Origin of the sequence: Serratia sp. AS12 (assembly GCF_000214195.1) — a bacterium.
Lineage (GTDB): Bacteria > Pseudomonadota > Gammaproteobacteria > Enterobacterales > Enterobacteriaceae > Serratia > Serratia plymuthica.
The window spans coordinates 4,238,066-4,262,084 of the sequence record NC_015566.1 but is presented as its reverse complement, the minus strand read 5'-3'; the positions used below and the strand labels follow the sequence as shown (position 1 = coordinate 4,262,084).

At 54.5% G+C, this 24,019-nt stretch carries 23 protein-coding genes; 17 read left to right on the top strand and 6 right to left on the bottom strand.

From position 1 onward, the window contains the following. Positions 1-103: 103 nt before the first annotated feature. Positions 104-949, bottom strand: a complete 846-nt coding sequence (queF, locus tag SERAS12_RS19925) for an NADPH-dependent 7-cyano-7-deazaguanine reductase QueF (protein WP_013814277.1) — start codon at positions 947-949, stop codon at positions 104-106. A 63-nt stretch (positions 950-1,012) separates the two neighbouring features. Between queF and syd the strand changes: the two genes are divergently transcribed. Then, positions 1,013-1,564, top strand: a complete 552-nt coding sequence (gene syd, locus SERAS12_RS19920) for a SecY-interacting protein (protein WP_013814276.1) — start codon at positions 1,013-1,015, stop codon at positions 1,562-1,564. A 619-nt stretch (positions 1,565-2,183) separates the two neighbouring features. Here syd and SERAS12_RS19915 read toward each other — a convergent pair. After that, the gene (locus SERAS12_RS19915) at positions 2,184-3,422 is read right to left on the bottom strand and encodes an MFS transporter (RefSeq protein WP_013814275.1); all 1,239 of its coding nucleotides are present in this window, start codon (positions 3,420-3,422) and stop codon (positions 2,184-2,186) included. A 184-nt stretch (positions 3,423-3,606) separates the two neighbouring features. Here SERAS12_RS19915 and SERAS12_RS19910 point away from each other — a divergent pair, with 184 nt between their 5' ends. Genes SERAS12_RS19910 through SERAS12_RS19900 form a run of 3 tightly spaced genes read left to right on the top strand, consistent with a single transcriptional unit; the run spans position 3,607 to position 5,189 of the window. Next, entirely contained in the window at positions 3,607-3,936 is a 330-nt protein-coding gene (locus SERAS12_RS19910; RefSeq protein WP_004952236.1) for a YqcC family protein, read from the top strand. Then, positions 3,936-4,709, top strand: a complete 774-nt coding sequence (truC, locus tag SERAS12_RS19905) for a tRNA pseudouridine(65) synthase TruC (RefSeq protein WP_013814273.1) — start codon at positions 3,936-3,938, stop codon at positions 4,707-4,709. Before SERAS12_RS19910 ends, truC begins: the two co-directional genes overlap by 1 nt. A 30-nt stretch (positions 4,710-4,739) precedes the next feature. Continuing rightward, complete coding sequence (locus tag SERAS12_RS19900) at positions 4,740-5,189, top strand: flavodoxin (RefSeq protein ID WP_013814272.1); 450 nt, start codon at positions 4,740-4,742, stop codon at positions 5,187-5,189. Between the two features lie 113 nt (positions 5,190-5,302). On the opposite strand, the gene SERAS12_RS19895 is transcribed toward SERAS12_RS19900, so the two are convergent. From SERAS12_RS19895 to map, 4 genes are all read right to left on the bottom strand, one after another. Further along, positions 5,303-5,692, bottom strand: coding sequence for a DUF3461 family protein (locus SERAS12_RS19895; RefSeq protein WP_004952233.1), 390 nt, complete (start codon positions 5,690-5,692; stop codon positions 5,303-5,305). 129 nt (positions 5,693-5,821) lie between these two features. Continuing rightward, positions 5,822-6,646, bottom strand: a complete 825-nt coding sequence (dapD, locus tag SERAS12_RS19890) for a 2,3,4,5-tetrahydropyridine-2,6-dicarboxylate N-succinyltransferase (RefSeq protein WP_006327543.1) — start codon at positions 6,644-6,646, stop codon at positions 5,822-5,824. A 46-nt stretch (positions 6,647-6,692) separates the two neighbouring features. Next, entirely contained in the window at positions 6,693-9,371 is a 2,679-nt protein-coding gene (gene glnD, locus SERAS12_RS19885; RefSeq protein ID WP_013814271.1) for a bifunctional uridylyltransferase/uridylyl-removing protein GlnD, read from the bottom strand. Between the two features lie 72 nt (positions 9,372-9,443). Then, the gene (gene map / locus SERAS12_RS19880; RefSeq protein WP_013814270.1) at positions 9,444-10,238 is read right to left on the bottom strand and encodes a type I methionyl aminopeptidase; all 795 of its coding nucleotides are present in this window, start codon (positions 10,236-10,238) and stop codon (positions 9,444-9,446) included. A 356-nt stretch (positions 10,239-10,594) separates the two neighbouring features. Here map and rpsB point away from each other — a divergent pair, with 356 nt between their 5' ends. The 13 genes from rpsB (at position 10,595) to lpxA (ending at position 24,017) form a co-directional block, all read left to right on the top strand. After that, positions 10,595-11,320 (top strand): 30S ribosomal protein S2, encoded by a 726-nt coding sequence (gene rpsB, locus SERAS12_RS19875; RefSeq protein WP_004952226.1) that lies wholly within the window; start codon positions 10,595-10,597, stop codon positions 11,318-11,320. 128 nt (positions 11,321-11,448) lie between these two features. Then, entirely contained in the window at positions 11,449-12,300 is an 852-nt protein-coding gene (gene tsf / locus SERAS12_RS19870; RefSeq protein WP_004952224.1) for a translation elongation factor Ts, read from the top strand. A gap of 149 nt (positions 12,301-12,449) precedes the next feature. After that, positions 12,450-13,175 (top strand): UMP kinase, encoded by a 726-nt coding sequence (gene pyrH / locus SERAS12_RS19865; RefSeq protein WP_004952223.1) that lies wholly within the window; start codon positions 12,450-12,452, stop codon positions 13,173-13,175. A gap of 122 nt (positions 13,176-13,297) precedes the next feature. Beyond that, positions 13,298-13,855 carry a ribosome recycling factor gene (frr, locus tag SERAS12_RS19860; RefSeq protein WP_041416326.1) on the top strand — a complete coding sequence of 186 codons (558 nt, stop codon included), beginning with the start codon at positions 13,298-13,300 and terminating at the stop codon, positions 13,853-13,855. Between the two features lie 157 nt (positions 13,856-14,012). After that, a complete protein-coding gene (ispC, locus tag SERAS12_RS19855; protein ID WP_013814268.1) occupies positions 14,013-15,209 on the top strand; it encodes a 1-deoxy-D-xylulose-5-phosphate reductoisomerase in 1,197 nt (398 codons plus the stop codon). Positions 15,210-15,487: 278 nt separating this feature from the next. Continuing rightward, positions 15,488-16,246, top strand: coding sequence for a (2E,6E)-farnesyl-diphosphate-specific ditrans,polycis-undecaprenyl-diphosphate synthase (gene ispU / locus SERAS12_RS19850; RefSeq protein ID WP_013814267.1), 759 nt, complete (start codon positions 15,488-15,490; stop codon positions 16,244-16,246). Between the two features lie 9 nt (positions 16,247-16,255). Continuing rightward, positions 16,256-17,104 carry a phosphatidate cytidylyltransferase gene (gene cdsA / locus SERAS12_RS19845; RefSeq protein ID WP_004952216.1) on the top strand — a complete coding sequence of 283 codons (849 nt, stop codon included), beginning with the start codon at positions 16,256-16,258 and terminating at the stop codon, positions 17,102-17,104. A gap of 28 nt (positions 17,105-17,132) precedes the next feature. Beyond that, positions 17,133-18,488, top strand: a complete 1,356-nt coding sequence (gene rseP / locus SERAS12_RS19840; protein WP_004952215.1) for a sigma E protease regulator RseP — start codon at positions 17,133-17,135, stop codon at positions 18,486-18,488. 35 nt (positions 18,489-18,523) lie between these two features. Next, positions 18,524-20,926, top strand: a complete 2,403-nt coding sequence (gene bamA, locus SERAS12_RS19835; RefSeq protein ID WP_013814266.1) for an outer membrane protein assembly factor BamA — start codon at positions 18,524-18,526, stop codon at positions 20,924-20,926. A gap of 159 nt (positions 20,927-21,085) precedes the next feature. Continuing rightward, positions 21,086-21,583 carry a molecular chaperone Skp gene (gene skp / locus SERAS12_RS19830; RefSeq protein WP_004952213.1) on the top strand — a complete coding sequence of 166 codons (498 nt, stop codon included), beginning with the start codon at positions 21,086-21,088 and terminating at the stop codon, positions 21,581-21,583. A 3-nt stretch (positions 21,584-21,586) separates the two neighbouring features. Continuing rightward, positions 21,587-22,609, top strand: a complete 1,023-nt coding sequence (gene lpxD / locus SERAS12_RS19825; RefSeq protein WP_013814265.1) for a UDP-3-O-(3-hydroxymyristoyl)glucosamine N-acyltransferase — start codon at positions 21,587-21,589, stop codon at positions 22,607-22,609. A 160-nt stretch (positions 22,610-22,769) separates the two neighbouring features. Beyond that, the gene (fabZ, locus tag SERAS12_RS19820; protein ID WP_006327526.1) at positions 22,770-23,225 is read left to right on the top strand and encodes a 3-hydroxyacyl-ACP dehydratase FabZ; all 456 of its coding nucleotides are present in this window, start codon (positions 22,770-22,772) and stop codon (positions 23,223-23,225) included. Between the two features lie 3 nt (positions 23,226-23,228). Continuing rightward, complete coding sequence (gene lpxA, locus SERAS12_RS19815) at positions 23,229-24,017, top strand: acyl-ACP--UDP-N-acetylglucosamine O-acyltransferase (RefSeq protein ID WP_004952210.1); 789 nt, start codon at positions 23,229-23,231, stop codon at positions 24,015-24,017. Positions 24,018-24,019 lie beyond the last annotated feature (2 nt).

Here is a 24,019-nt window from a genome sequence, read left to right as displayed (position 1 = left end):
TGCGGTCAATGACTGGCCGCAGCCTTTCTTAACCTTACCGCCGTCCCTTGATTTTTACCAATACAAACCGCTCGTTAGCTTAGTTGTTGAGCGATGCTTCGCACTATTGGCGTGCCAGACGGCCATGCGATGGAACAAAGTCAAGGTTACTGCGCCAGGGGTTGATGTCCAGACCGCCGCGACGGGTGTAGCGTGCGTACACCGACAGGCTCTCTGGCCGGCAATAGCGCATCAGATCGTTGAAGATGCGCTCAACGCACTGTTCATGGAATTCGTTGTGGTGACGGAAGGACACCAGATAGCGCAACAGCGCTTCACGATCGATTTGCGCACCACGATACTGGATTTGCACCGACCCCCAGTCGGGTTGGTTGGTGATCAGGCAGTTGGACTTCAGCAGGTGGCTGACCAACTGCTCTTCAACCTGACGGGTGCCGGTGGCGTTCAGCAGGTAATCGGCGTTGAACTCGTAGTTATCAATACGGATGTCCTGATGATCGATGCATTCTCCGTCCAACCGGGCGATCGGGCTGCCTTCCACCTGATCGAGGCTGAACAAGGCGACGCTGACATCACCCTGCGCGCAGGCGGACAGATCGCGTTGCAGCGTGCTGCGCACCGTCTCCCAGTCGGTAAATGGGGTCTGGTTAAAGCTGTTGAGGTAAAGCTTGAAGCTTTTGGATTCGATCAGATTGAGGCTGCTGGCGTTGAGGCTAATCTCGCCCACCGCAACCTGCGGCAAGCCGTTGCCGTTCAGCCAGGAGAGCTCATACAGCGTCCAGATATCGGCACCGTGGAACGGCAGACTGTCCGGATACAAACCCAGCGGTTCACGGTTCATGCTGCGCGGCACCGCCTGCAGCAGCTGAGCGTCGTAGCGATCGCGGTACGCGGTAGGTTTGCCCAGAGTCAGTGCCGACAGGGCGTGATGGTCTTGATAGGAGGACATCTGCTGTCACCTCGGTGATAGATAGGTACAATAGCCTCCAGTTTACCGTATGCGAGAAAAAATATGGACCATGATGTACCGAATGCCCTGCGTGAGTTCACCCAGCGCTATGTCGATCTTTGGCAGCAGGAGCGCGGTCATGCGCCGGCGAGCCAGGATTTGTATGGCGTGCCATCGCCTTGCATTGTAGAAACGCGCGACGATGAAGTGCTGTGGTTGCCGCAACCCTTCCCCCCGGCGATGACGTTGGAAAAGGTGGAGGTCGCGCTGGAGATACGGCTGCAACCGGACATTAACCTGTTTTATACCCAGCAGTATGCGGGGGATATGAGTGCGCAGTTCGGTGAGCACCTTGTGACCTTGCTGCAGGTGTGGAGCGAAGACGATTTTATTCGCCTGCAGGAGAATTTGATCGGCCATCTGGTGACGCAAAAGCGGCTGAAGCTGTCGCCGACGTTATTCCTGGCAACCACTGAATCTGAGATGACGATGGTCTCGCTGTGTAACGTCAGCGGCAATGTCGTGCTGGAACAATTCGGCAGCGATAAACGCACCTTGCTGGCGGCTTCGCTGGGGAATTTCCTCGATGCATTGCGCCCGCAGTTGAGTGTTTAACGCCGTATCTAGCCTCACCCGTGTGAGAGATCTCGCACACGGACTGTGAGAGATCGCTTTTAATTTTTTGTGGGCTGCGATCTGGATTGTCTTTATTGTTATCCAGATCAATTGGTTAGATTTTCTTTAGGATAACTCTTAGTGCTAATTTAGCCTGATCCTTATGCTAATCCCTTGTGAAGCCGAGATAATTAAGCGATCTTATGGTTACCGGAACGGATACGGTGGAGCAGGAAAGCATCAGGATGATGCAGCTTCAGGAAGAGGAAATGGACGCGCTCAGTGAAGAGCGAAGGACGGCGTCAGGAGATGCCAAGGATGTTTCAGGATTGAAACCAGGGACACCTCCAGGATGGAGATTGAGAGCCGGCAAAGGAGGGTTGGCGGGTCATGAAGACTAAGGAACCGCGTCAGGACGATGCTACAGGATAGAGCAAGGATAGTTGGGTCAGGATGGCCGCAGGAAAAGTTTTCAAGGATTGAGCAGGGAGCACACTGTGTAGCGGGACAGCTATAAAACGAACCGGGGGCACTGTTAACGCAGTGCCCCCAACTTTTTATGGTGGTTTTATATCTTAAGTATCAAAGAACGCTACCCCTTCTCAAACTCTTCGTCTTGTTAACCAATAGCGCCCAGCGTATCGCCATTGCTCTGTGTTTTCGGCAACAGGAACAGCGTGGCGTAAATATCCAACAGATATATCGCCGCCAGCAGGCTGATTGCCGCCGTGAAGGACACCTGCGTCACCAATGCCCCAATCACCAATGGCCCCAACCCGCCTACGCCGCGCCCGAGATTAAACAGAATATTTTGTGCGGTAGCGCGCACCTGGACCGGATAGGTATCGGAGATCAACGCGCCGTAGCCGCCAATCATGCCATTGACGAATAACCCCATTAGCGCGCCGGCGAACAGCATCAGCATGGGATCGCCAAGTTGCGCATAGACCACGACCATCACCACGGCGCCAATCTGATAGACAATAAATATCTTCCAGCGGGCGAAACGATCGGCCAATACGCCAAACAGCCAGATGCCCAGCGTCATTCCGAGCACCGTTACCGCGGTCCACAGGCCAGATTTGGTCAGCGAAAAACCGAAATTTTTTGCCAGGTAGGTCGGCATCCAAATCATCAGCCCGTAATACCCGAAGTTCTGCACTGAGCACAGAATAAAAATGCCGATACTGGCTTTGCTGGTGGTGCGGTCTTTAAACAGCAGCTTTACGCGCTGGGCAAAGGAGAGCTGCTGGCCACTATTTTGCTGGCGTACGAATTCCTCCGGCTCACCCAGAGTGCGGCGGATGAGAAATGACGCGATTGCCGGCAGTAACCCAACCAGGAACATGCCGCGCCAGCCGATATGCGTCAACAACAGCGGGGTGAGGAAAGCCGCTGCCAGAACGCCAAGCTGCCAGCCCATGCCAACATAGGCGGAGGCGCGGTTGCGCTTTTCCGCCGGCCAGGCTTCGGCAATCAGCGCCATGCCGATGCCGAATTCTCCCCCCAACCCGATCCCCGCCAGCGTGCGATAGGCGAGCAAATCCCAGTAACCCTGTGCCAGAGCGCACAGGCCGGTAAACAGAGAGAACATCAGGATGGTGATGGTCAGCACTCGGATGCGGCCAAAGCGATCGCTCAGGTGACCGAAAATCACGCCGCCCAATACGGCGCCGATCAGCGTCCAGGTCACCAGTGAACCGGCGGCGGAAGAGGTTAGCCCCAGCTCGATGCTGATGGCCGGCAGCATAAAGCCGAGGATCAGCAGATCAAAGCCGTCCATCGCGTAGCCGGTGACTGAAGCCAGCATGGCTTTGCCGGGCGTTGCATGATTTTTTATTGGTGTGATTGCAGGCATGTGTCTAATCTTTGCGGTTTATTCGGTGAACTTATTGTGCCGTGCGGCGGCGTGCGCCACCAGATCAAATGCGGTCGATGTCATCAACTCAGCCGAATTTGGGCTATAAAGGGTAAAATGCTATGCTTTGCCGCCTTTCAGCCACGCCGCTGAATATCATGGTTTAAACGGATCGGGAATGCAGATGAGTATACAAAATCAGGTTCGCCTTAGTTTGCAGGCGATTGAACAGTCAATGCGAGAGCTGGCGCTGTGGCAAGCCACGCCGCCCGAGCCTGAAGCCTTCGCCAGCACCGAACCCTTCTGTGTAGACAGCATGCTGGCCGAAGAGTGGCTGCAATGGATATTTCTGCCGCGGATGTACGCGCTACTGGATGCGCATGCGCCACTGCCGACGCGTTTCGCCATTACGCCTTATTTTGAAGAGGCGTTGAAAGATAAGGACCCGAACTGCATGCCGCTGCTGGTGCTGCTGGAACGTTTGGATCTTATGTTGAATAAAGAACCGCAATAATGATTGAGATTCTTTATCAGGATGAGTATTTGGTGGCGGTGAACAAGCCTTCGGGCTGGCTGGTGCATCGCAGCTGGCTGGATCGCCATGAAACCCGGTTTATGATGCAGACGGTGCGTGACCAGATCGGTCAGCACGTGTTTACCGTGCATCGCCTCGACCGCCCGACCTCCGGCGTGCTGCTGATGGCGCTGTCCAGCGAAGTGGCGCGCCTGCTGTCGCAGCAGCTCGAGCAACACCAAGTGCAGAAAACCTATCATGCGGTGGTACGTGGCTACGTGCAGGAAGGGGCAACTCTCGACTACCCGCTGACGGAAGAACTGGACAAAATCGCCGACAAGCATGCCGCTGCCGATAAAGGCCCGCAGCCGGCGGTCACCCACTATCGGCCACTGGCGCAGGTGGAGATGCCGGTCGCCATTGGCCGTTATGACAGCGCGCGCTATAGCCTGCTGGAGCTGAAGCCGGAAAATGGTCGTAAGCATCAGCTGCGTCGCCATATGGTGCATCTTCGTCATCCGATCATTGGTGACAGTAAGCACGGCGACCTGCGTCAGAACCGCGGTATGGCCCAGCACTTCGGCTGCCCGCGCTTGATGCTGCACGCCAGTCATCTGCAGTTGAACCACCCAGTGACCGGTGAGCCGTTACTTATTTCCGCACGCTGGGATGAACCCTGGCAGGGAGTCATGTCGCAGTTTGGCTGGGCAGGGGTTTTCCCTGAACTCGCCGGGGTTGAGTTTAGTGCGGCTAACGGTCAGGATAACGGGTAATTTTTAAAGGTAATTGAGGGAGTAGGAGCAATGGCTCAGGTTGGAATCTTCGTGGGAACGGTCTACGGCAACTCACTGCTGGTGGCGGAAGAGGCGGAAAATATCCTTAGCGAGCAGGGGCATGAGGTCAAACTGTTTGAAGAGGGCACGCTTGAGGCTTGGCAATTCTACCGCCAGCACTATGCGTTGGTGATCACCTCTACCACCGGTCAGGGCGATTTACCGGACAGCATTGCGCCGCTGTTCCACGCCATCCGCGATCAGGTCGGCTACCAGCCGGAACTGCGCTATGGGTTGATTTCGCTCGGTGACAGCAGTTATGACAATTTCTGCGGCGCCGGGCGTGCGTTTGATGCGCTATTGCAAGAGCAGGGAGCAACCCGCGTGGGGGACGTGTTGGAAATCGATGCGATGGAACAGCCCGAGCCGGAAGTGGTTTCCTGCCCGTGGGTTGAGCAGTGGGGCTCATTGCTGAAATAAGATACCGACCCGCCGTCTTTCAGGCGGCTTCCGACAGATTTGTTGTAAGGGGCGAAGCTATTTGCCCCGACTAATACGGGCGCAGCATGCCGCGCCCTACTGCGAGCGGTTTTTTATTTTCCGCGGGTCAGTTTTTCCAGATCGGATTCGATCTCGGCAATCTTGTGGGATACCACGCCTTCCAGATGACGCAGGTCATCAAGAATTTTGCGTTTCAGATCCACTTCGACCTGATCGCGCTGACACAGCTGATCCAGTTCATCAATGACGTAACGCAGGTTCGGGTTAATCTCGTGAATTTCTTTGTAACCCTGACCGGCATTATCCGCCACCACGGTTTTGCGTTGGCGCGGGTATTTGAACTTCACGCTCTTGGCAAAGAATTCGCCTTTATCCTTGCGGAAGTAAATCTTAAGAATGTCGTTATTGGCCTCCTGACGCAGGCTATAGCGATCGACATCTTCCGGTTGACTGATTCCCAAGCTTTTCAGGTTGTCATACATAATAGCGCCACCTTATAAATAGACTTTATTCCACGGTCTGGGATTATGGCGAAAAACCGTGCCAGAGACTGTGACTGCTCGCGTACTGAAGACAAAAAAATAGCGGGTGAGTCACCCGCCAGGTCTATTTTAGTCGATGGTGCGCAATAACTCATTAATGCCGACTTTACTGCGCGTTTTGGCGTCGACTTTCTTGACGATGACCGCACAGTACAGGCTGTAAGAACCGTCTTTGGACGGCAGGTTACCTGAAACCACTACCGAGCCGGCCGGGACGCGGCCGTAATGCACTTCGCCGGTTTCACGGTCATAAATGCGGGTGCTCTGGCCGAGGTAAACGCCCATGGAGATCACTGAACCTTCTTCGACGATCACGCCTTCAACCACTTCTGAACGCGCGCCGATGAAGCAGTTGTCTTCAATGATGGTCGGGTTGGCCTGCAGCGGTTCCAGTACGCCACCGATGCCGACGCCGCCGGACAGGTGAACGTTTTTGCCAATCTGCGCGCAAGAACCCACGGTAGCCCAGGTATCGACCATGGAGCCTTCGTCAACGTAAGCGCCGATATTCACGTAGGACGGCATCAATACGGTATTGCGTGCAATGAATGCGCCCTGGCGAACGGTCGCCGGCGGCACCACGCGGAAGCCTTCTTTCTGGAATCGCGCTTCGTCGTAATCGGCAAACTTCATCGGCACTTTGTCGTAGTAACGGGTTTCGGCACCGTCCATCACTTTGTTGTCGTTGATGCGGAAAGAAAGCAGCACGGCCTTTTTCAGCCACTGATGCGTAACCCACTGACCGTCAATCTTCTCGGCAACGCGCAGGGCGCCGCTGTCCAGCAGGCCGATCACCTGGTTTACCGCTTCGCGCGTTACGGTGTCTGCGTTCGCCGGAGTGATATCCGCGCGGCGTTCGAAGGCGCTTTCAATAACGTTTTGTAATTGCTGCATGCTGTTCTCTGTCCTGATGTTGTTGTCTACGAAAAGGTAACTTGTATCACATTTTATCGTTTGGATTGAGGGCCTCTGTCAACCGTTGTTCCAACTTTCTGCGCGTTTCCGAATTCAGTGCGCGCCGATCGCTGTCTGCCAGAATAAATAAGTCCTCAACTCGCTCGCCAATGGTGGAGATTCGCGCGCCGTGCAGCGACAGGCCGAGATCGGCGAACACTTCGCCCACTCGCGCCAGCAACCCGGGTTGATCAAGGGCGGTCAGCTCCAGATAGCTGCGGCGATCGGTATGGGTCGGCAGGAAGTTGACTTCGGTCGGCACGCTGAAATGGCGCAGCTTGGAGGATGGCCTGCGTACGCGCGGCGGCTGATATTCCCGCAGGGTGATGGTTTGCACCAGCGCATGGCGGATCGCCGTATGGCGGTCCTGAGCCAGCGGGCTGCCGTCCGGCTCCAACACAATGAAGGTATCCATCGCCATGCCGTCGCGATTGGTGAAAATCTGTGCGTCGTGCACGCTCAGGTTACGGCGATCCATCTCGCCGGCCACGGCGGCAAACAGGTAAGGGCGGTCCGGGCTCCAGATGAAGATTTCGGTGCCGCCGCGTGTCGCCTGGCGGCTGACCAGCACCAGGGGTTTGGTGGAGTCATGGGCCAGCAGATGGCGGGCGTGCCAGGCCAGTTGATTGGGCGAATGGCGCAGGAAGTAGTCGGCCCGGCAGCGGCTCCAGATGCGGTGCAACGCCTCTTCGTCGATATTGTCCATGCGCAGCAGCGCCAGCGCCTGCAGGCGGTGGTGGCGTACGCGCTCGCGCAAGTCCGGGCTGTTTTGCATGCCGCGGCGCAACTGCTTTTCCGTCGCAAAGTACAGCTCACGCAACAGGCTCTGCTTCCAGCTGTTCCACAGCGTTTCGTTGGTGGCGCAGATATCCGCCACCGTCAGACAAACCAGATAGCGCAGGCGCGTTTCGCTCTGCACTTCAGCACTGAATTGCTGGATAACCGTGGGGTCCTGGATATCGCGGCGCTGGGCGGTCACCGACATCAGCAGATGGCAGCGTACCAGCCAGGCTACCAGTTGGGCCTCGCGAGAATTCAGACCGTGCAGTTCGGCGAACTCCAGCGCATCCTGTGCGCCGAGGATTGAGTGGTCACCGCCGCGACCTTTGGCGATATCGTGGAACAGCGCCGCCAGCAGCAGAAGTTCTGGGTTCGGCAAGCGCGGATAGAGCTCCACGCACAGCGGATGGCGTGGCCGCGTTTCTGCATCGGCGAAACTTTCCAGCTTTTGCAGAACCCGAACGGTGTGTTCGTCGACAGTATAGGCGTGGAACAGATCGAACTGCATCTGCCCGACGATCTTGCCCCACTGCGGCATATAGGCCCACAGCACGCTGTGGCGATGCATCGGCACCAGCGCGCGCGACACTGCGCCAGGGTGGCGCAAAATAGCCATAAACAGATCGCGTGCTTCCGGAATGTTGCACAGCGGTTGTTTCAGATGGCGGCGTGCGTGGCGCAATTGGCGCACGGTGGTGGAGTAAATGCCTTTGATTTCGCGGTTGCGTACCATCAGGTAAAACATCCGCATGATGGCTTCCGGCTGGCGGATGAACAGCGTTTCGTCACGCAGGTCTATCAGATCGCCACGCAGTTGGAAATCCTCGTTCAGCGGGCGCGGTTTTTCCGTGGCGTCCAGCGCCAGTATCGCTTCGTCGAACAGTTGGAGCAGCATATGATTCAGTTCGCCGACGCGGCGCGTCATGCGGTAGAAATCCTTCATCATGTGTTCAACCGGTTCGTTGCCTTCCCCCTCATAACGCAGCAATTGCGCTACATTGAGTTGGCGATCGAACAGGAGCCGGTTGTCGTAACGCGGTAGCACCAGATGCAGTGCGAAGCGGATACGCCACAGGAAGCTCTGGCATTCATTGAGCTCGTTGCGTTCGGCTTGGGTGAGAAAGCCGAAACCGACCATTTCGTCCAGCGAGGTGGCGCCGAAGTGACGGCGCGCTACCCACAGCAAGGTGTGAATATCTCTCAGGCCGCCGGGGCTGCTCTTGATGTCCGGTTCCAGGTTGTAGCTGGTGCCGTGGTAACGCTGGTGGCGTTCCTGCTGCTCAGCCACCTTGGCGTGGAAAAATTGGGGGGAGGGCCAGAAGCCGTCGCTGAAGATGTGTTTTTGCATCTGCAGGAACAGCGCGACGTCGCCGCAGATCATGCGCGATTCAATCAGGTTGGTGGCCACGGTCAGGTCCGCCAGCCCTTCAAGCAGGCACTCTTCCAGCGTGCGCACGCTGTGGCCCACTTCCAGTTTCAGATCCCACAGCAGGGTGATAAATTCCCCCACGCGCTGCGACTGCTGTTCGCTCAGGCGGCGCTGGCTGAGCACCAGCACGTCAATATCCGACAGCGGGTGAAGTTCGCCGCGGCCATAGCCGCCTACCGCCACCAAGGCGGTTTCCGGGATATCCTCGAAACCGTAAAAGATCCACAGACGACGCAGCAGGCGATCGATAAAGTCGCTGCGGGCCGCGACCAGGCTTTCGGCGCTGGAGCCGGCGTTGAACGCTGCCGCCAGCCACAGCTGAAACTGTTCAAGACGCAGTTTCAGCGCAATGCAATTAATCTCTTCATCGCCATAGGCATTGGGATACTCAGGCTGCTTCGGCACGGCCTGTTGCTCAATGACCGAGTTGCTTTGTTCGCGAAAATTTTCAGACATAATACGCAGCCCATAAAAAAAGCCGGCATAAGCCGGCCTGTGACAAGAAACAACGGTGTGTGACCGCGTTTCTTACTGTTCGTGCGTAATGATGTTGGGGATGGTGTCATCCTTGCGCAACGTCATTATCTCGCAGCCGTTATCTATGACCACAATAGTATGCTCATACTGCGCCGACAAGCTGCGATCTTTAGTTTTTACCGTCCAGCCGTCTTTCATGGTGCGGATGCGGTAGTCACCGGCATTGACCATCGGCTCTATGGTGAACGCCATGCCGGCCTGCAGTACCACGCCGCCGTCGTCGGCGTCATAGTGCAGCACCTGCGGTTCTTCGTGGAACACTTCCCCGATGCCATGACCGCAGTATTCGCGCACTACGGAAAACTTCTCGGCTTCCACGAACTTCTGGATCTCTTTGCCCAGGGTGCGCAGGCGGATGCCCGGTTTCACCATTTTCAGCGCCAGATACAGGCTTTCCTGGGTAACGCGACACAGCCGCTCGCCCAGAATGGTCGGCTTGCCGACAATGAACATCTTGGAGGTATCGCCGTGGAATCCGTCTTTAATGACGGTCACGTCGATATTGACGATGTCGCCGTCCTTCAACACTTTGTCATCGCTCGGGATGCCGTGGCACACCACTTCGTTTACCGAGATGCACACGGATTTCGGGAAACCGTGGTAGCCGAGGCAGGCGGAGATGGCCTGTTGTTCGTTGGTAATGTACTCGTGACAGATACGGTCCAGTTCACCGGTGGTCACGCCAGGTTTGACGTGCGGCTCGATGATTTCCAGCACTTCAGCGGCCAAGCGGCCCGCCACGCGCATTTTTTGGATGTCATCAGATGTTTTAATTGAGATTGCCATGAAATTCGTCCGCAGGTGTCGTGCTCGCCGACAACAGAAAGAAATAAGAAGCAGTCTCTTATGGTATCAGCCCGGCCAGAAGCTGCCAAATTTCATTTGTCGGCGCCCCGGTAAACGCAACAAAAGTTGGTGTCGATGGCGGGTTTATGGTATAAAGCGCGCCGGCGATCCGTAAGTTGATCTTGTGTCGATAACGGAAATAGCCGAAGTACTTTAAACTGCACTCACATTGTGTAAATAACACACACGTATCGACACATACACCGGGGTGCTCTGAGGTGATTTATCACCGTCGGGGTCGGCGTTATGGGATACGTGGAGGCATAACCCCAACTAATCTATATAGAGGTTTAATCATGGCAACTGTTTCCATGCGCGACATGCTCCAGGCCGGTGTACACTTTGGTCACCAGACCCGTTACTGGAACCCGAAAATGAAGCCTTTCATCTTCGGCGCACGTAACAAGGTTCACATCATCAACCTGGAAAAAACCGTACCAATGGCCAACGCAGCACTGGCTGAACTGACCAAGATCTCTTCCCGTAAAGGCAAGATCCTGTTCGTTGGTACCAAGCGCGCAGCAAGCGAAGCGGTAAAAGAATATGCTAACAACTGCGATCAGTTCTTCGTGAACCATCGCTGGTTGGGCGGCATGCTGACTAACTGGAAAACCGTTCGTCAGTCAATCAAGCGTTTGAAAGATCTGGAAATCCAGTCTCAAGATGGCACCTTTGACAAGCTGACCAAGAAAGAGGCGCTGATGCGTACTCGCGAACTGGCCAAGCTGGAAAACTCTCTGGGTGGTATCAAAGACATGGGTGGTCTGCCTGACGCTCTGTTCGTAATCGATGCAGATCACGAACACATCGCGATCAAAGAAGCCAACAACCTGGGTATCCCGGTATTCTCTATCGTTGATACCAACTCCGATCCAGACGGCGTTGACTTCATCATCCCTGGTAACGACGATGCAATCCGTGCAATCAAATTGTACCTGACTGCCGTTGCTGCCGCCGTCCGTGAAGGTCGTTCTCAAGATCTGGCCGTTCAGGCGGAAGAAAGCTTCGTAGAAGCTGAATAATAAGGCAAGCTCGTCACTGAGCCCTTATTAACCAGGTATTGAATATGTTGGTTAGAGGGGCCTAAATAGGCCCCTTTTGCTTATCTGAATGAGAACTATCTCCGTGCGAGATAACCGAGGAAAAAGAAATGGCTGATATTACCGCTGCCCTGGTAAAAGAACTGCGTGAGCGTACTGGCGCCGGCATGATGGATTGTAAAAAAGCTCTGGTCGAGTCTAACGGCGACATCGAACTGGCAATCGAAAACATGCGTAAATCTGGTGCGATCAAAGCGGCGAAAAAAGCAGGCAACGTAGCTGCTGACGGCGTGATCAAAACCAAGATCGAAGGCAACTACGGCGTGATCGTAGAAGTTAACTGCCAGACTGACTTTGTTGCTAAAGATGCCGGTTTCCAGGCGTTCGCTGACAAAGTGCTGGATGCTGCTGTTGCAGGCAAAATCACTGATGTTGACGTATTGAAAGCACAGTTCGAAGAAGAACGTGTAGCGCTGGTTGCAAAAATCGGTGAGAACATCAACATCCGTCGCGTTGCTTCCCTGGAAGGCGAAGTGTTGGGTAGCTACCTGCACGGCGCGCGTATCGGTGTTCTGATTGCCGCTAAAGGCGCTGACGAAGAACTGGTTAAGCAAATTGCCATGCACGTTGCGGCCAGCAAGCCTGAATTCGTGAAGCCTGAAGATGTGTCTGCTGAAGTGGTAGAAAAAGAGTACCAGGTTCAGTTGGACATCGCCATGCAGTCTGGCAAGCCGAAAGAAATCGCAGAGAAAATGGTTGAAGGCCGCATGAAGAAATTCACCGGCGAAGTTTCTCTGACCGGTCAGCCTTTCGTTATCGAGCCAAGCAAGACTGTTGGCCAAGTGCTGAAAGAGCACAACGCTGACGTTGTTAACTTCATCCGCTTCGAAGTGGGCGAAGGCATCGAGAAAGTTGAAAATGACTTTGCTGCTGAAGTTGCAGCAATGAGCAAACAGTCTTAATGATTGTTAATGGAGCCGCCGTCTGGCGGTTCCATTTTATCCAGCCAGAATTAACACCGGTGGCAAGCCCTGTGGCACTATACTCAGCACAGGCGCGCTTCATCGGCTGAAATCCCCAATACTAATACTGCTTCTTAGGACAGAACACCATGGCAACCAATGCAAAACCCGTATATCAGCGTATTCTGCTCAAACTGAGTGGCGAAGCCCTGCAAGGTGCAGAAGGTTTTGGTATCGACGCCAGCGTTTTGGATCGCATGGCTCAGGAAGTTAAAGAGCTGGTCGAACTGGGAATTCAGGTCGGTGTAGTGATTGGCGGCGGTAACCTGTTCCGCGGCGCGGGTCTGGCTCAGGCCGGAATGAACCGCGTAGTGGGCGACCACATGGGAATGCTGGCTACTGTGATGAATGGCCTGGCTATGCGTGATGCACTGCACCGTGCCTATGTGAACGCCCGCCTGATGTCTGCTATTCCGTTGAACGGCGTGTGTGACAACTACAGCTGGGCCGAGGCCATCAGCCTGCTGCGTAATAACCGCGTGGTGATCTTCTCTGCCGGTACCGGCAACCCGTTCTTCACCACCGATTCGGCAGCTTGCCTGCGCGGGATCGAAATTGAAGCCGACGTGGTACTGAAAGCGACCAAAGTGGATGGCGTATACTCCGCCGATCCGGTTAAAAACCCGGATGCAACGCTGTACGAACATATAACCTATCAAGACGTGCTTGAGCGCGAGCTGAAAGTGATGGACCTGGCTGCGTTTACGCTGGCCCGCGATCACGGTCTGCCGATCCGCGTATTCAACATGAACAAACCGGGCGCGTTGCGCCGCGTAGTGATGGGTGAAAACGAAGGTACGCTGATCAGCAAATAAAGCTGTTCTGCCAAATTTAACGGGAGCGGTAACGCTGTGCGTTGAGCGCTTTCCTCAAGTAAAATTCACGGGCTATACTGATGTATAGCCTGCCAAGTAACCCGTTTCTAAAGGTTCGCAACGTGATTAATGAAATCAGAAAAGATGCTGATTCACGCATGGAAAAAAGCGTAGAAGCATTCAAAACCCAAATCAGCAAAATCCGTACCGGCCGTGCTTCTCCAAGCATCCTGGACGGCATCATGGTGGAATACTATGGTTCTGCTACGCCGCTGCGTCAGCTGGCTAACGTGACCGTAGAAGACTCCCGTACCCTGGCCATCAACTTGTTTGATCGTTCCCTGGGTTCAGCGGTAGAAAAAGCCATCATGTCTTCAGACCTCGGCCTGAACCCAAGTTCAGCAGGCAGCGTGATCCGCGTTCCGCTTCCTCCTCTGACTGAAGAGCGCCGTAAAGATCTGATCAAAGTAGTGCGCAATGAAGCCGAGCAGGGCCGTGTGGCCGTGCGTAACGTTCGCCGCGACGCCAACGACAAAGTGAAAGCGCTGCTGAAAGACAAAGAAATCAGCGAAGACGAAGATCGTCGTTCACAGGATGACGTTCAAAAACTGACCGATGCTTACATCAAACTTCTGGATGCCGCTCTGGCGGATAAAGAAAAAGAGCTGATGGATTTCTAATCAGCATCGCGCAGAAAAAAAGCGTCGCCTGGGCGGCGCTTTGTTTTTTGTGGCGCAGATCCCGTTTCATCGTACTGATTGATCATGGACAAGCGGTGGCCAAGGTTACACACTGGAACACCTCCGATCTCATCAGACAGTTATTCAGAGCGAACTCATGAAGCAACTGACTATTCTTGGTTCCACCGGCTCAGTGGGAACCAGCACCCTGGCCGTGGTCAGGGAAAATCCCGACCGTTTTGCGATTAAAGCGCTGGTTGCCGGCCGCAATGTAGCGGTGATGGCGCAACAGTGTATGGAGTTTCGCCCGGCTTATGCTGCGATGGCGGACGAAGGCGCGGCGCGCGAATTGCGCGACGTACTGGCGGAAAACGGCATTGACACTGAGGTAATGGCGGGCGAACAGGCTGCCTGTGAGTTGGCGGCGCTGGATGATGTCGATCAGGTCACTGCGGCTATTGTCGGCGCTGCCGGGCTGTTGCCGACGCTGGCGGCGATCCGCGCCGGCAAACAGGTCTTGTTGGCGAACAAAGAGTCGCTGGTGACCTGTGGCCGTCTATTTATGGATGCCGTGCAAAAGAGCCAGGCGCAGTTATTGCCACTGGACAGCGAACACAACGCGATTTTTCAGAGTTTGCCTGAAAGCATTCAGCGTCAGTTGGGATACTCTTCATTAGTCGATCATGGTGTTTCGCGTATTGTGCTTACCGGTTCTGGCGGCCCGTTCCGTTCGACGCCGCTGGAGCAGTTCGCCACAATGACGCCGGACCAGGCCTGCGCTCATCCTAATTGGTCTATGGGGCGCAAGATCTCGGTGGATTCCGCCACCATGATGAACAAAGGACTGGAATATATTGAGGCCCGTTGGCTGTTCAACGCTTCGGCCGAACAAATGGAAGTGATTCTGCACCCGCAGTCGGTGATCCACTCAATGGTGCGCTATGCTGATGGCAGTGTGCTGGCCCAGTTGGGCACGCCGGATATGCGTACGCCAATCGCCCATGCGATGGCTTACCCGCAGCGGGTCAGCTCTGGTGTGGAAGCGCTGGATTTCTGCCGTATCGGTTCGTTGACCTTTGCCGAACCTGAACGGGAGCGTTACCCTTGCCTGTATCTGGCGATTGACGCCTTTGATGCCGGCCAGGCGGCAACCACCGCGCTGAATGCGGCTAACGAAGTGGCCGTTGCGGCCTTCCTGCAAGAGCAGATTCGCTTTACCGACATCGCGACAGTGAACCAAAAAGTGGTCGAACGGCTGTCTTTGCAGGAACCGTCCTGCATTGATGCGGTCTTAGAAATAGATCGCCAGGCCCGTGAAGTTGCCGTTGGGTTAGTGAAGTCACTGCGTGGTTGATAGCGGCTATTATCCTATTTTGTTCGTAAATTACGCGTGCCGCAGTGGGGCCGTTTGTTCATGCCCGGCTGAGGTGGTATAGTCTGCGCCACCTGTCAGCGGTTATACCGTTGAATTATGGCCTGATTGGCATCTTGGATGTCGATAGCGCCCCGGATATGACCGGGTGTGCGGGGGCAGACTGAAAAGCCGTGTCGGGCACACGGCTTTTTTTGCGCGTAAGGGCCTGATGTTCCGGAAGGGCAGTTGTATTTCTATTGAGGAAATAAGTACGAGTTATGTCGTCCGCAAATCAACAAGAGGCTAATCCGTCCGTCTTTGGGCCACGACATGTCGCCATTATTATGGACGGCAACGGGCGCTGGGCTAAACGTCAGGGCAAGTTACGTGTCTTCGGTCATAAAGCAGGGGTGAAATCGGTACGTCGTGCGGTCAGTTTTGCCGCCAACAACCATTTAGATGCACTCACGCTTTATGCCTTCAGCAGCGAGAACTGGAATCGCCCGGTACAGGAAGTCTCCGCACTAATGGAGCTCTTTGTCCGTGCCTTGGACAGCGAAGTAAAAAGCCTGCATAAACATAACGTCAGACTGCGGGTGATCGGCGACATCAGCCGTTTCAGCACGCGTTTGCAGGAGCGGATCCGTCGCTCCGAGCAACTGACAGAAAATAACGATGGCCTGACGCTCAACATTGCCGCCAACTACGGTGGCCGTTGGGATATCATTCAGGGAGTAAGGGAGCTGGCTGAGCAGGTGCAGGGTGGTTTGCTGCGTCCGGATCAAATCAGCGAAGAGTTATTGGGCGAGCGGGTCTGCATGAACGATTTGGCGCCGGTGGATCTGGTTATCCGCACCGGCGGTGAACACCGCATCAGTAACTTCTTGCTGTGGCAAATTGCTTATGCCGAACTTTACTTTACTGATGTACTCTGGCCTGATTTTGATGAACTTGTCTTTGAAGGTGCGCTGAATGCATTTGCACAACGTGAGCGCCGCTTCGGGGGAACAACACCTAACGGCGCCGATGCGTCCTAGGGGGAACTTTTGCTGAAGTATCGCCTCATAACTGCTCTGATCTTGATTCCGATTGTTATCGCGGCGCTGTTTTTGCTGCCGCCGGTGGGCTTTGCCCTGGTAACGCTCGTTGTGTGCATGTTAGCTGCCTGGGAGTGGGGCCAACTGGCCGGTTTTACTTCCCGCTCGCAGCGCATCTGGTTGGCGATACTGTGTGGTTTCCTGCTGGCGCTGATGATGCTCAGTGTTCCTGCCTATCACCAGTCGGTCCATTTGCCTCAGGTGGGCGGGCCGCTGTGGCTGTCACTGGCCTGGTGGCTGGCGGCACTGTTGCTTGTGCTGTTTTATCCCGGTTCAGCCGCGCTGTGGCGTAACTCACGCCCAATTCGCCTGCTCTTTGGCCTGCTGACCATTGTGCCGTTCTTCTGGGGTATGCTGGCGTTGCGTCAATTCGGCTACGAACAAAACCACTTCACCGGCGCCTGGTGGCTGTTGTACGTGATGCTGCTGGTTTGGGGGGCGGACTCCGGCGCTTACATGTTCGGCAAGTTGTTTGGCAAGCACAAGCTGGCACCGAAGGTGTCTCCAGGAAAAACCTGGGAAGGATTAATCGGCGGTCTGGTGACCTCGGCGCTGATATCCTGGCTGTTCGGCCGTTACGCACCGTTGAACGTGGTGCCGGCAACCTTACTGATTTGTTCGGTGATCGCCGCGCTGGCCTCTGTGCTGGGCGACCTTACCGAGAGCATGTTCAAACGCGAAGCGGGTATCAAAGACAGTGGTCATCTGATACCGGGTCATGGCGGCATACTGGATCGTATCGACAGCCTGACCGCAGCAGTGCCTGTATTTGCCTGCCTGATGCTGTTAGTGTTTTAATCCGTCAACGGCGGGGAGTGAAGGGATTATGGTTAGCGTGCTCTGGAACTTAGTCGCATTTCTTGTTGCGCTCGGTGTTTTAATCACCGTGCATGAGTTCGGGCACTTTTGGGTCGCCCGTCGCTGCGGCGTCCGTGTAGAACGCTTTTCCATCGGTTTTGGCCGCGCATTATGGCGCCGCACAGACCGCCAGGGCACCGAGTACGTGATCGCCCTGATCCCGCTGGGCGGTTATGTGAAGATGCTGGATGAACGGGTTGATTCGGTTGCGCCGGAACTCCGTCATCAGGCGTTTAACAATAAAACCGTATGGCAGCGCGCAGCGATTATCAGCGCCGGCCCCATCGCCAACTTCCTGTTTGCTATCCTTGCTTATTGGCTGGTGTTCATTATCGGTGTGCCCAGTTTCCGTCCGGTGATTGGTGAAATATCCCCACAATCGATTGCCGCACAGGCCGAAATTTCGCCCGGAATGGAACTAAAGTCCGTTGATGGTATCGAAACGCCTGATTGGGAGTCAGTTCGTCTGGCTCTGGTGGCGAAGATTGGCGACGCGGAAACCGAAGTGGGTATCGCTCCGTTTGGTTCTTCGCAGGTAGTGACTAAAACTCTGGATTTACGCCAGTGGAATTTTGAGCCGGACAAGCAAGATCCCGTGGTAGCGCTGGGTATTATTCCGCGCGGTCCGCAGATAGAATCGGTTCTTGCCGAAGTGCAGCCGGATTCGGCGGCGCAAAAGGCGGGTTTGCAAGCGGGGGACAGGATCGTTAAAGTCGATGGTCAGCTGTTGGGCCGTTGGCAAACGTTGGTCAAGCGGATCCACGATGGTCCTGGGCAACCGCTGGTTTTAGAGATTGAAAGAAACGGCGCCCCCTTGTCTTTGACGCTGATACCGGATACAAAGCCGGTGGGAAAAGACAAAAGCGTGGGGTTTGCGGGCATCATTCCGAAAGTGCTGCCGCTGCCGGACGAGTATAAGACGATTCGTCAGTATGGACCTTTCCCGGCGCTGTATCAGGCCGGGGACAAGACCTGGCAGCTTATGCGGCTTACGGTCAACATGCTGGGTAAATTAATAACCGGTGATGTAAAGCTGAATAACCTGAGTGGCCCGATTTCGATTGCACAGGGAGCAGGGGCATCAGCTGGGGTTGGGTTTGTGTATTATCTGATGTTTCTCGCGTTGATTAGTGTCAACCTGGGTATCATCAACCTGTTCCCATTACCGGTGTTAGATGGTGGGCATCTCCTCTTCCTGGCGATAGAAAAGCTGAAGGGTGGGCCGGTTTCCGAGCGAGTACAGGACTACAGTTACCGCATTGGTTCGATCGTGTTGGTGCTTTTAATGGGTCTTGCACTTTTCAATGATTTTTCTCGTCTCTAGGGGCGAGAATAGGTTAGGAAGAACGCATAACAACGATGGCGATGAAAAAGTTGCTCATAGCGTCGCTGCTGTTTGGCAGCGCCACCGTATACGGTGCAGACGGGTTCGTAGTGAAAGATATTCATTTCGAAGGCCTGCAGCGAGTCGCCGTCGGTGCGGCGTTACTCAACATGCCGGTTCGCGTAGGCGATACCGTCACTGACGATGATATCAGTAATACCATCCGTGCCTTGTTTGCCACTGGCAACTTCGAGGACGTTCGCGTGCTGCGCGATGGTAATACGCTGATCGTTCAGGTTAAGGAACGTCCTACCATTGCCAGCATCACTTTCTCCGGCAACAAGTCGGTGAAGGATGACATGCTCAAGCAAAACCTGGAGGCCTCTGGCGTTCGGGTTGGCGAGGCGCTCGACCGCACCACGATTTCCAGCATTGAAAAAGGGTTGGAAGACTTCTACTACAGTGTCGGTAAATACAGTGCCTCGGTGAAAGCCGTAGTCACGCCATTGCCGCGTAACCGTGTCGACCTGAAACTGGTGTTCACGGAAGGGGTTTCCGCCAAGATTCAACAAATCAACATTGTTGGCAACCATGCCTTCACTAACGATGAGCTGATTTCACGTTTCCAACTGCGTGATGAAGTGCCGTGGTGGAACATGGTTGGCGACCGCAAATACCAGAAGCAAAAGCTGGCGGGCGATCTTGAAACCCTGCGCAGTTTCTATCTGGACCGCGGCTACGCACGCTTCAATATCGATTCGACTCAGGTCAGCCTGACGCCGGATAAAAAAGGCATCTACATCACCGTCAACATCACCGAAGGTGAGCAGTACAAGCTCAGCGGCGTGATGGTGAACGGCAATCTGGCCGGGCACTCGGCGGAAGTCGCGCAGTTGACCAAAGTCGAACCGGGTGAACTGTATAACGGCAGTAAAGTGACCAAGATGGAAGACAACGTCAAAACGATGTTGGGCCGTTATGGTTATGCTTATCCGCGAGTATCCACTCAGCCTGAAATCAACGACGCGGATAAAACCGTCAAGTTGCACGTGAATATCGATGCGGGCAACCGCTTCTACGTACGCCGCATCAAGTTTGAAGGCAACGACACCAGCAAAGACTCCGTACTGCGCCGCGAAATGCGTCAGATGGAGGGTGCTTGGCTGGGCAACGCTCAGGTTGAGCAGGGTAAAGAACGTCTGAACCGTTTGGGCTATTTTGAAACGGTCGATGTGGAAACCCAGCGCGTGCCGGGTACCGCCGATCAGGTTGACGTCACCTACAAGGTGAAAGAGCGCAACACGGGTACCTTCAACTTCGGCGTCGGTTACGGCACCGAGAGCGGCGTCAGTTTCCAGGCGGGCGTCCAGCAGGACAACTGGCTGGGTACCGGCTACTCCGTCGGCATCAGCGGCACCAAGAACGACTACCAGACTTATACCGAGCTATCGGTAACCAACCCGTACTTCACTGTTGACGGTGTTAGTTTGGGTGGCCGTATCTTCTACAACGACTTTAAAGCCGATGACGCGGACCTGTCCGACTATACCAACAAGAGTTACGGTATTGACGGTACCCTGGGCTTCCCGATCAACGAAAACAACTCGTTGCGTACCGGCCTGGGTTATGTCCACAACGGCCTGTCGAACATGCAGCCGCAAATTGCTATGTGGCGTTATCTCGACTCGATGGGTCTGAACCCGAACACCAACGATCGTGCCAGTTACTCTGCCGATGACTTCACGCTGAATCTGGGTTGGACCTATAACAACCTTGACCGTGGTTATTTCCCAACCTCGGGTAACCGCACCACGCTGAATGGTAAAGTCACCATTCCGGGCTCGGATAACGAATACTACAAGATGACGCTGGACAGCGTGCAATACGTGCCGATCAACGACGACCGTACCTGGGTGCTGTTGGGTCGTGGCCGTCTGGGTTATGCCGATGGTCTGGGCGGTAAAGAGATGCCGTTCTACGAGAACTTCTATGCCGGCGGCTCAAGCACAGTTCGTGGTTTCGGGTCTAATACCATTGGTCCGAAAGCGGTGTACTACAACTCCAGTTCGTACAACTGCTCCAACAGTACCAAGATTTGTAATTCGGATGATGCAGTGGGTGGTAACGCCATGGCAGTTGCCAGTATGGAGCTGATCACGCCAACGCCATTTATCAGCGAAAAATACGCCAACTCAGTGCGTACCTCGTTGTTCATGGATGCAGGTACCGTGTGGGATACCAACTGGGATAACAGCAAGACGCAAGGCTTCGACATTCCAGACTACAGTAAAGCGAGCAATATCCGCGTTTCTGCCGGTATTGCCTTGCAATGGATGTCACCGCTGGGCCCGTTGGTGTTCTCTTATGCCAATCCGCTCAAGAAATACGAAGGCGACAAGTCCGAACAGTTCCAGTTTAACATTGGCAAGACCTGGTAACAGGTTCAGCTTCTGGGTATAGCAGTTATTAAGAATCGCAAATGCCAGATGCCCGTAAGAACACAGAGAGATGATTCTCATTGTTTCACGGGGTAAGTCTGGCAGATTGTGTACTTCAAGTGTCATATGACACAAATGGGTGATGGTAAGGAGTTTATAGTGAAAAAGTGGTTGTGTGCCGCAGGCCTCGGTTTAGCAATGGCTGCTTCAGCTGGCGTTCAGGCAGCAGATAATATCGCTGTAGTTAACGTCTCCAGCATTTTCCAACAGTTGCCAGCGCGTGAAACCGTGGCTAAACAGCTGGAAAACGAGTTCAAAGGCCGTGCGGGCGAACTTCAGAACATGGAGCGTAGCCTTCAGACCAAAATGCAACGTTTGCAGCGTGATGGCGCTACCATGAAAGCCAGCGATCGCAGCAAATTGGAAAAAGACGTGATGGCTCAGCGCGAGCAGTTCTCTCAGAAAGCGCAGGCTTTTGAGCAGGATAACCGTCGCCGTCAGATGGAAGAGCGTAACAAAATCCTGAGCCGTATTCAGGACGCTGTGAAATCTGTTGCCAGCAAAGAAGGCTACGACGTAGTTATCGATGCTAACGCCGTTGCTTACGCAGGTTCTTCTAAAGACATTACTGCTGACGTGCTGAAACAGGTTAAATAAGACATGCTTTCAATTCGACTGGCTGATTTAGCGCAGCAGTTGGATGCACAATTGCACGGTGATGGCGATCTCGTCATCACCGGCATTGCTTCTATGCATTCGGCACAGGCTGGCCAAATCACGTTTTTGTCAAACAGCCGCTATCAAGAGCAGCTGGCCTCCTGCCTGGCAAGCGCAGTGGTGCTTACCGAGGCGGATTTACCACACTGCCGTTCTGCGGCGTTGGTGGTTAAAAACCCTTATCTGACTTACGCGCGCATGGCGCAACTGATGGACACCACGCCGGCTCCTGCTCAGGATATCGCCCCAAGCGCGGTTATCTCGCCTGAAGCCACTCTGGGGCAGCATGTTGCCATCGGGGCAAATGCGGTGATCGAGTCAGGCGCAGTACTCGGCGATAACGTGGTTATCGGTCCGGGTTGCTTTATCGGCAAACGCGCACGCATTGGCGCAGGTACGCGCCTGTGGGCGAACGTAACGATTTATCATGAAGTCGAGATCGGCCAACATTGCCTGATCCAATCAGGAACTGTGATTGGCGCTGATGGTTTCGGCTATGCCAACGAACGCGGCAACTGGATTAAAATTCCCCAGTTGGGCACGGTGATTATCGGCGATCGCGTCGAGATCGGCGCTTGCACCACCATTGACCGCGGCGCGTTGGATAACACCCAAATCGGGAATGGTGTTATCATCGACAACCAATGCCAGATTGCACATAACGTTGTGATTGGCGACAATACTGCCGTTGCCGGTGGTGTGATTATGGCGGGCAGCCTGAAAATCGGCCGCTATTGCCAGATCGGCGGAGCCAGTGTGATCAACGGTCACATGGAGATCGCCGACAAGGTTGTTGTCACTGGAATGGGAATGGTTATGCGACCAATCACCGAACCTGGGGTATACTCTTCGGGCATTCCGTTACAACCCAACAAAGTTTGGCGTAAAACCGCTGCGTTGGTGATGAATATCGATGAGATTAGCAAGCGCTTAAAAGCTGTCGAACGAAAAGTCGGAAAAGACTAATCACTGCCGCCCGCCTCGCTGGGTACAAAACGAAACGCGTTGGTCATAAGACCAAAAGCGCAAAGAGTTGTTAATTTGCGGCCTGCATGATGATCTCCTTTTGGGGTCAGCGCAGGCCGTGTTGTTGATGCCATCAGTTTTTAGAGACAGGAAGAGTATTTTGACTACTGACACTCATACTCTGGATATTGCAGAAATTTTGGAGTTGCTTCCTCACCGTTACCCGTTCTTGCTGGTCGATCGCGTCCTTGAGTTTGAGGAGCACAAATTCCTGCGTGCGGTGAAGAACGTATCTGTAAATGAGCCGTTTTTCCAGGGGCACTTCCCTGGTAAGCCGATTTTTCCAGGCGTATTGATTCTGGAAGCAATGGCGCAGGCTACCGGTATTCTGGCGTTTAAAAGCGTCGGCAAACTGGAGCCGGGCGAATTGTATTACTTTGCCGGTATCGACGAAGCCCGTTTCAAACGACCGGTAGTGCCAGGCGATCAGATGATCATGGAAGTCACCTTTGAGAAAACTCGTCGTGGTCTGACGCGCTTCAAAGGCGTAGCGACCGTTGACGGCAAAATTGTTTGCGAAGCAACCATGATGTGCGCGCGCAGCCGGGAGTCTTAATCCGTGATTGACAAAACCGCCTTTATCCATCCAAGCGCGATTATCGAAGAAGGCGCCGTTATCGGCGCTGGCGCGCACATCGGTCCCTTCTGTTACGTCGGCTCCCAGGTGGAAATCGGCGCTGGCACGGTACTGAAATCCCACGTTGTGGTGAATGGTGTGACCAAAATCGGCCGTGACAATCAGATCTATCAATTTGCCTCTATCGGCGAAGCGAATCAGGATCTGAAATACGCGGGTGAACCGACACGTGTCGAGATTGGCGATCGCAACCGCATCCGCGAAAGCGTCACCGTTCATCGCGGCACGGTGCAGGGTACCAGCCTGACCAAGATCGGCGACGACAACCTGTTTATGGTGAATGCGCACATTGCCCATGACTGTATCGTCGGCAATCGCTGTATCTTCGCCAACAACGCGACGCTGGGCGGCCACGTTGAGGTTGATGATTATGCGATCATTGGCGGCATGACGGCGGTGCATCAGTTCTGTGTGATTGGTGCTCACGTTATGGTTGGCGGCTGCTCTGGCGTTGCTCAGGACGTGCCACCTTTTGTCATCGCGCAGGGTAACCACGCCACGCCATTCGGTATCAATATCGAAGGGTTGAAGCGTCGTGGTTTTGATAAAGAGGCGCTGCATGCCATCCGCAACGCCTACAAACTGCTTTATCGCAGCGGTAAAACGCTGGACGAAGCCAAGCCTGAAATCGAAGCCCTGGCCAAAGAGCAGCCGGTAGTGCAGCAGTTCCTCGATTTCTTTGGCCGTTCAACCCGCGGTATTATTCGCTGACC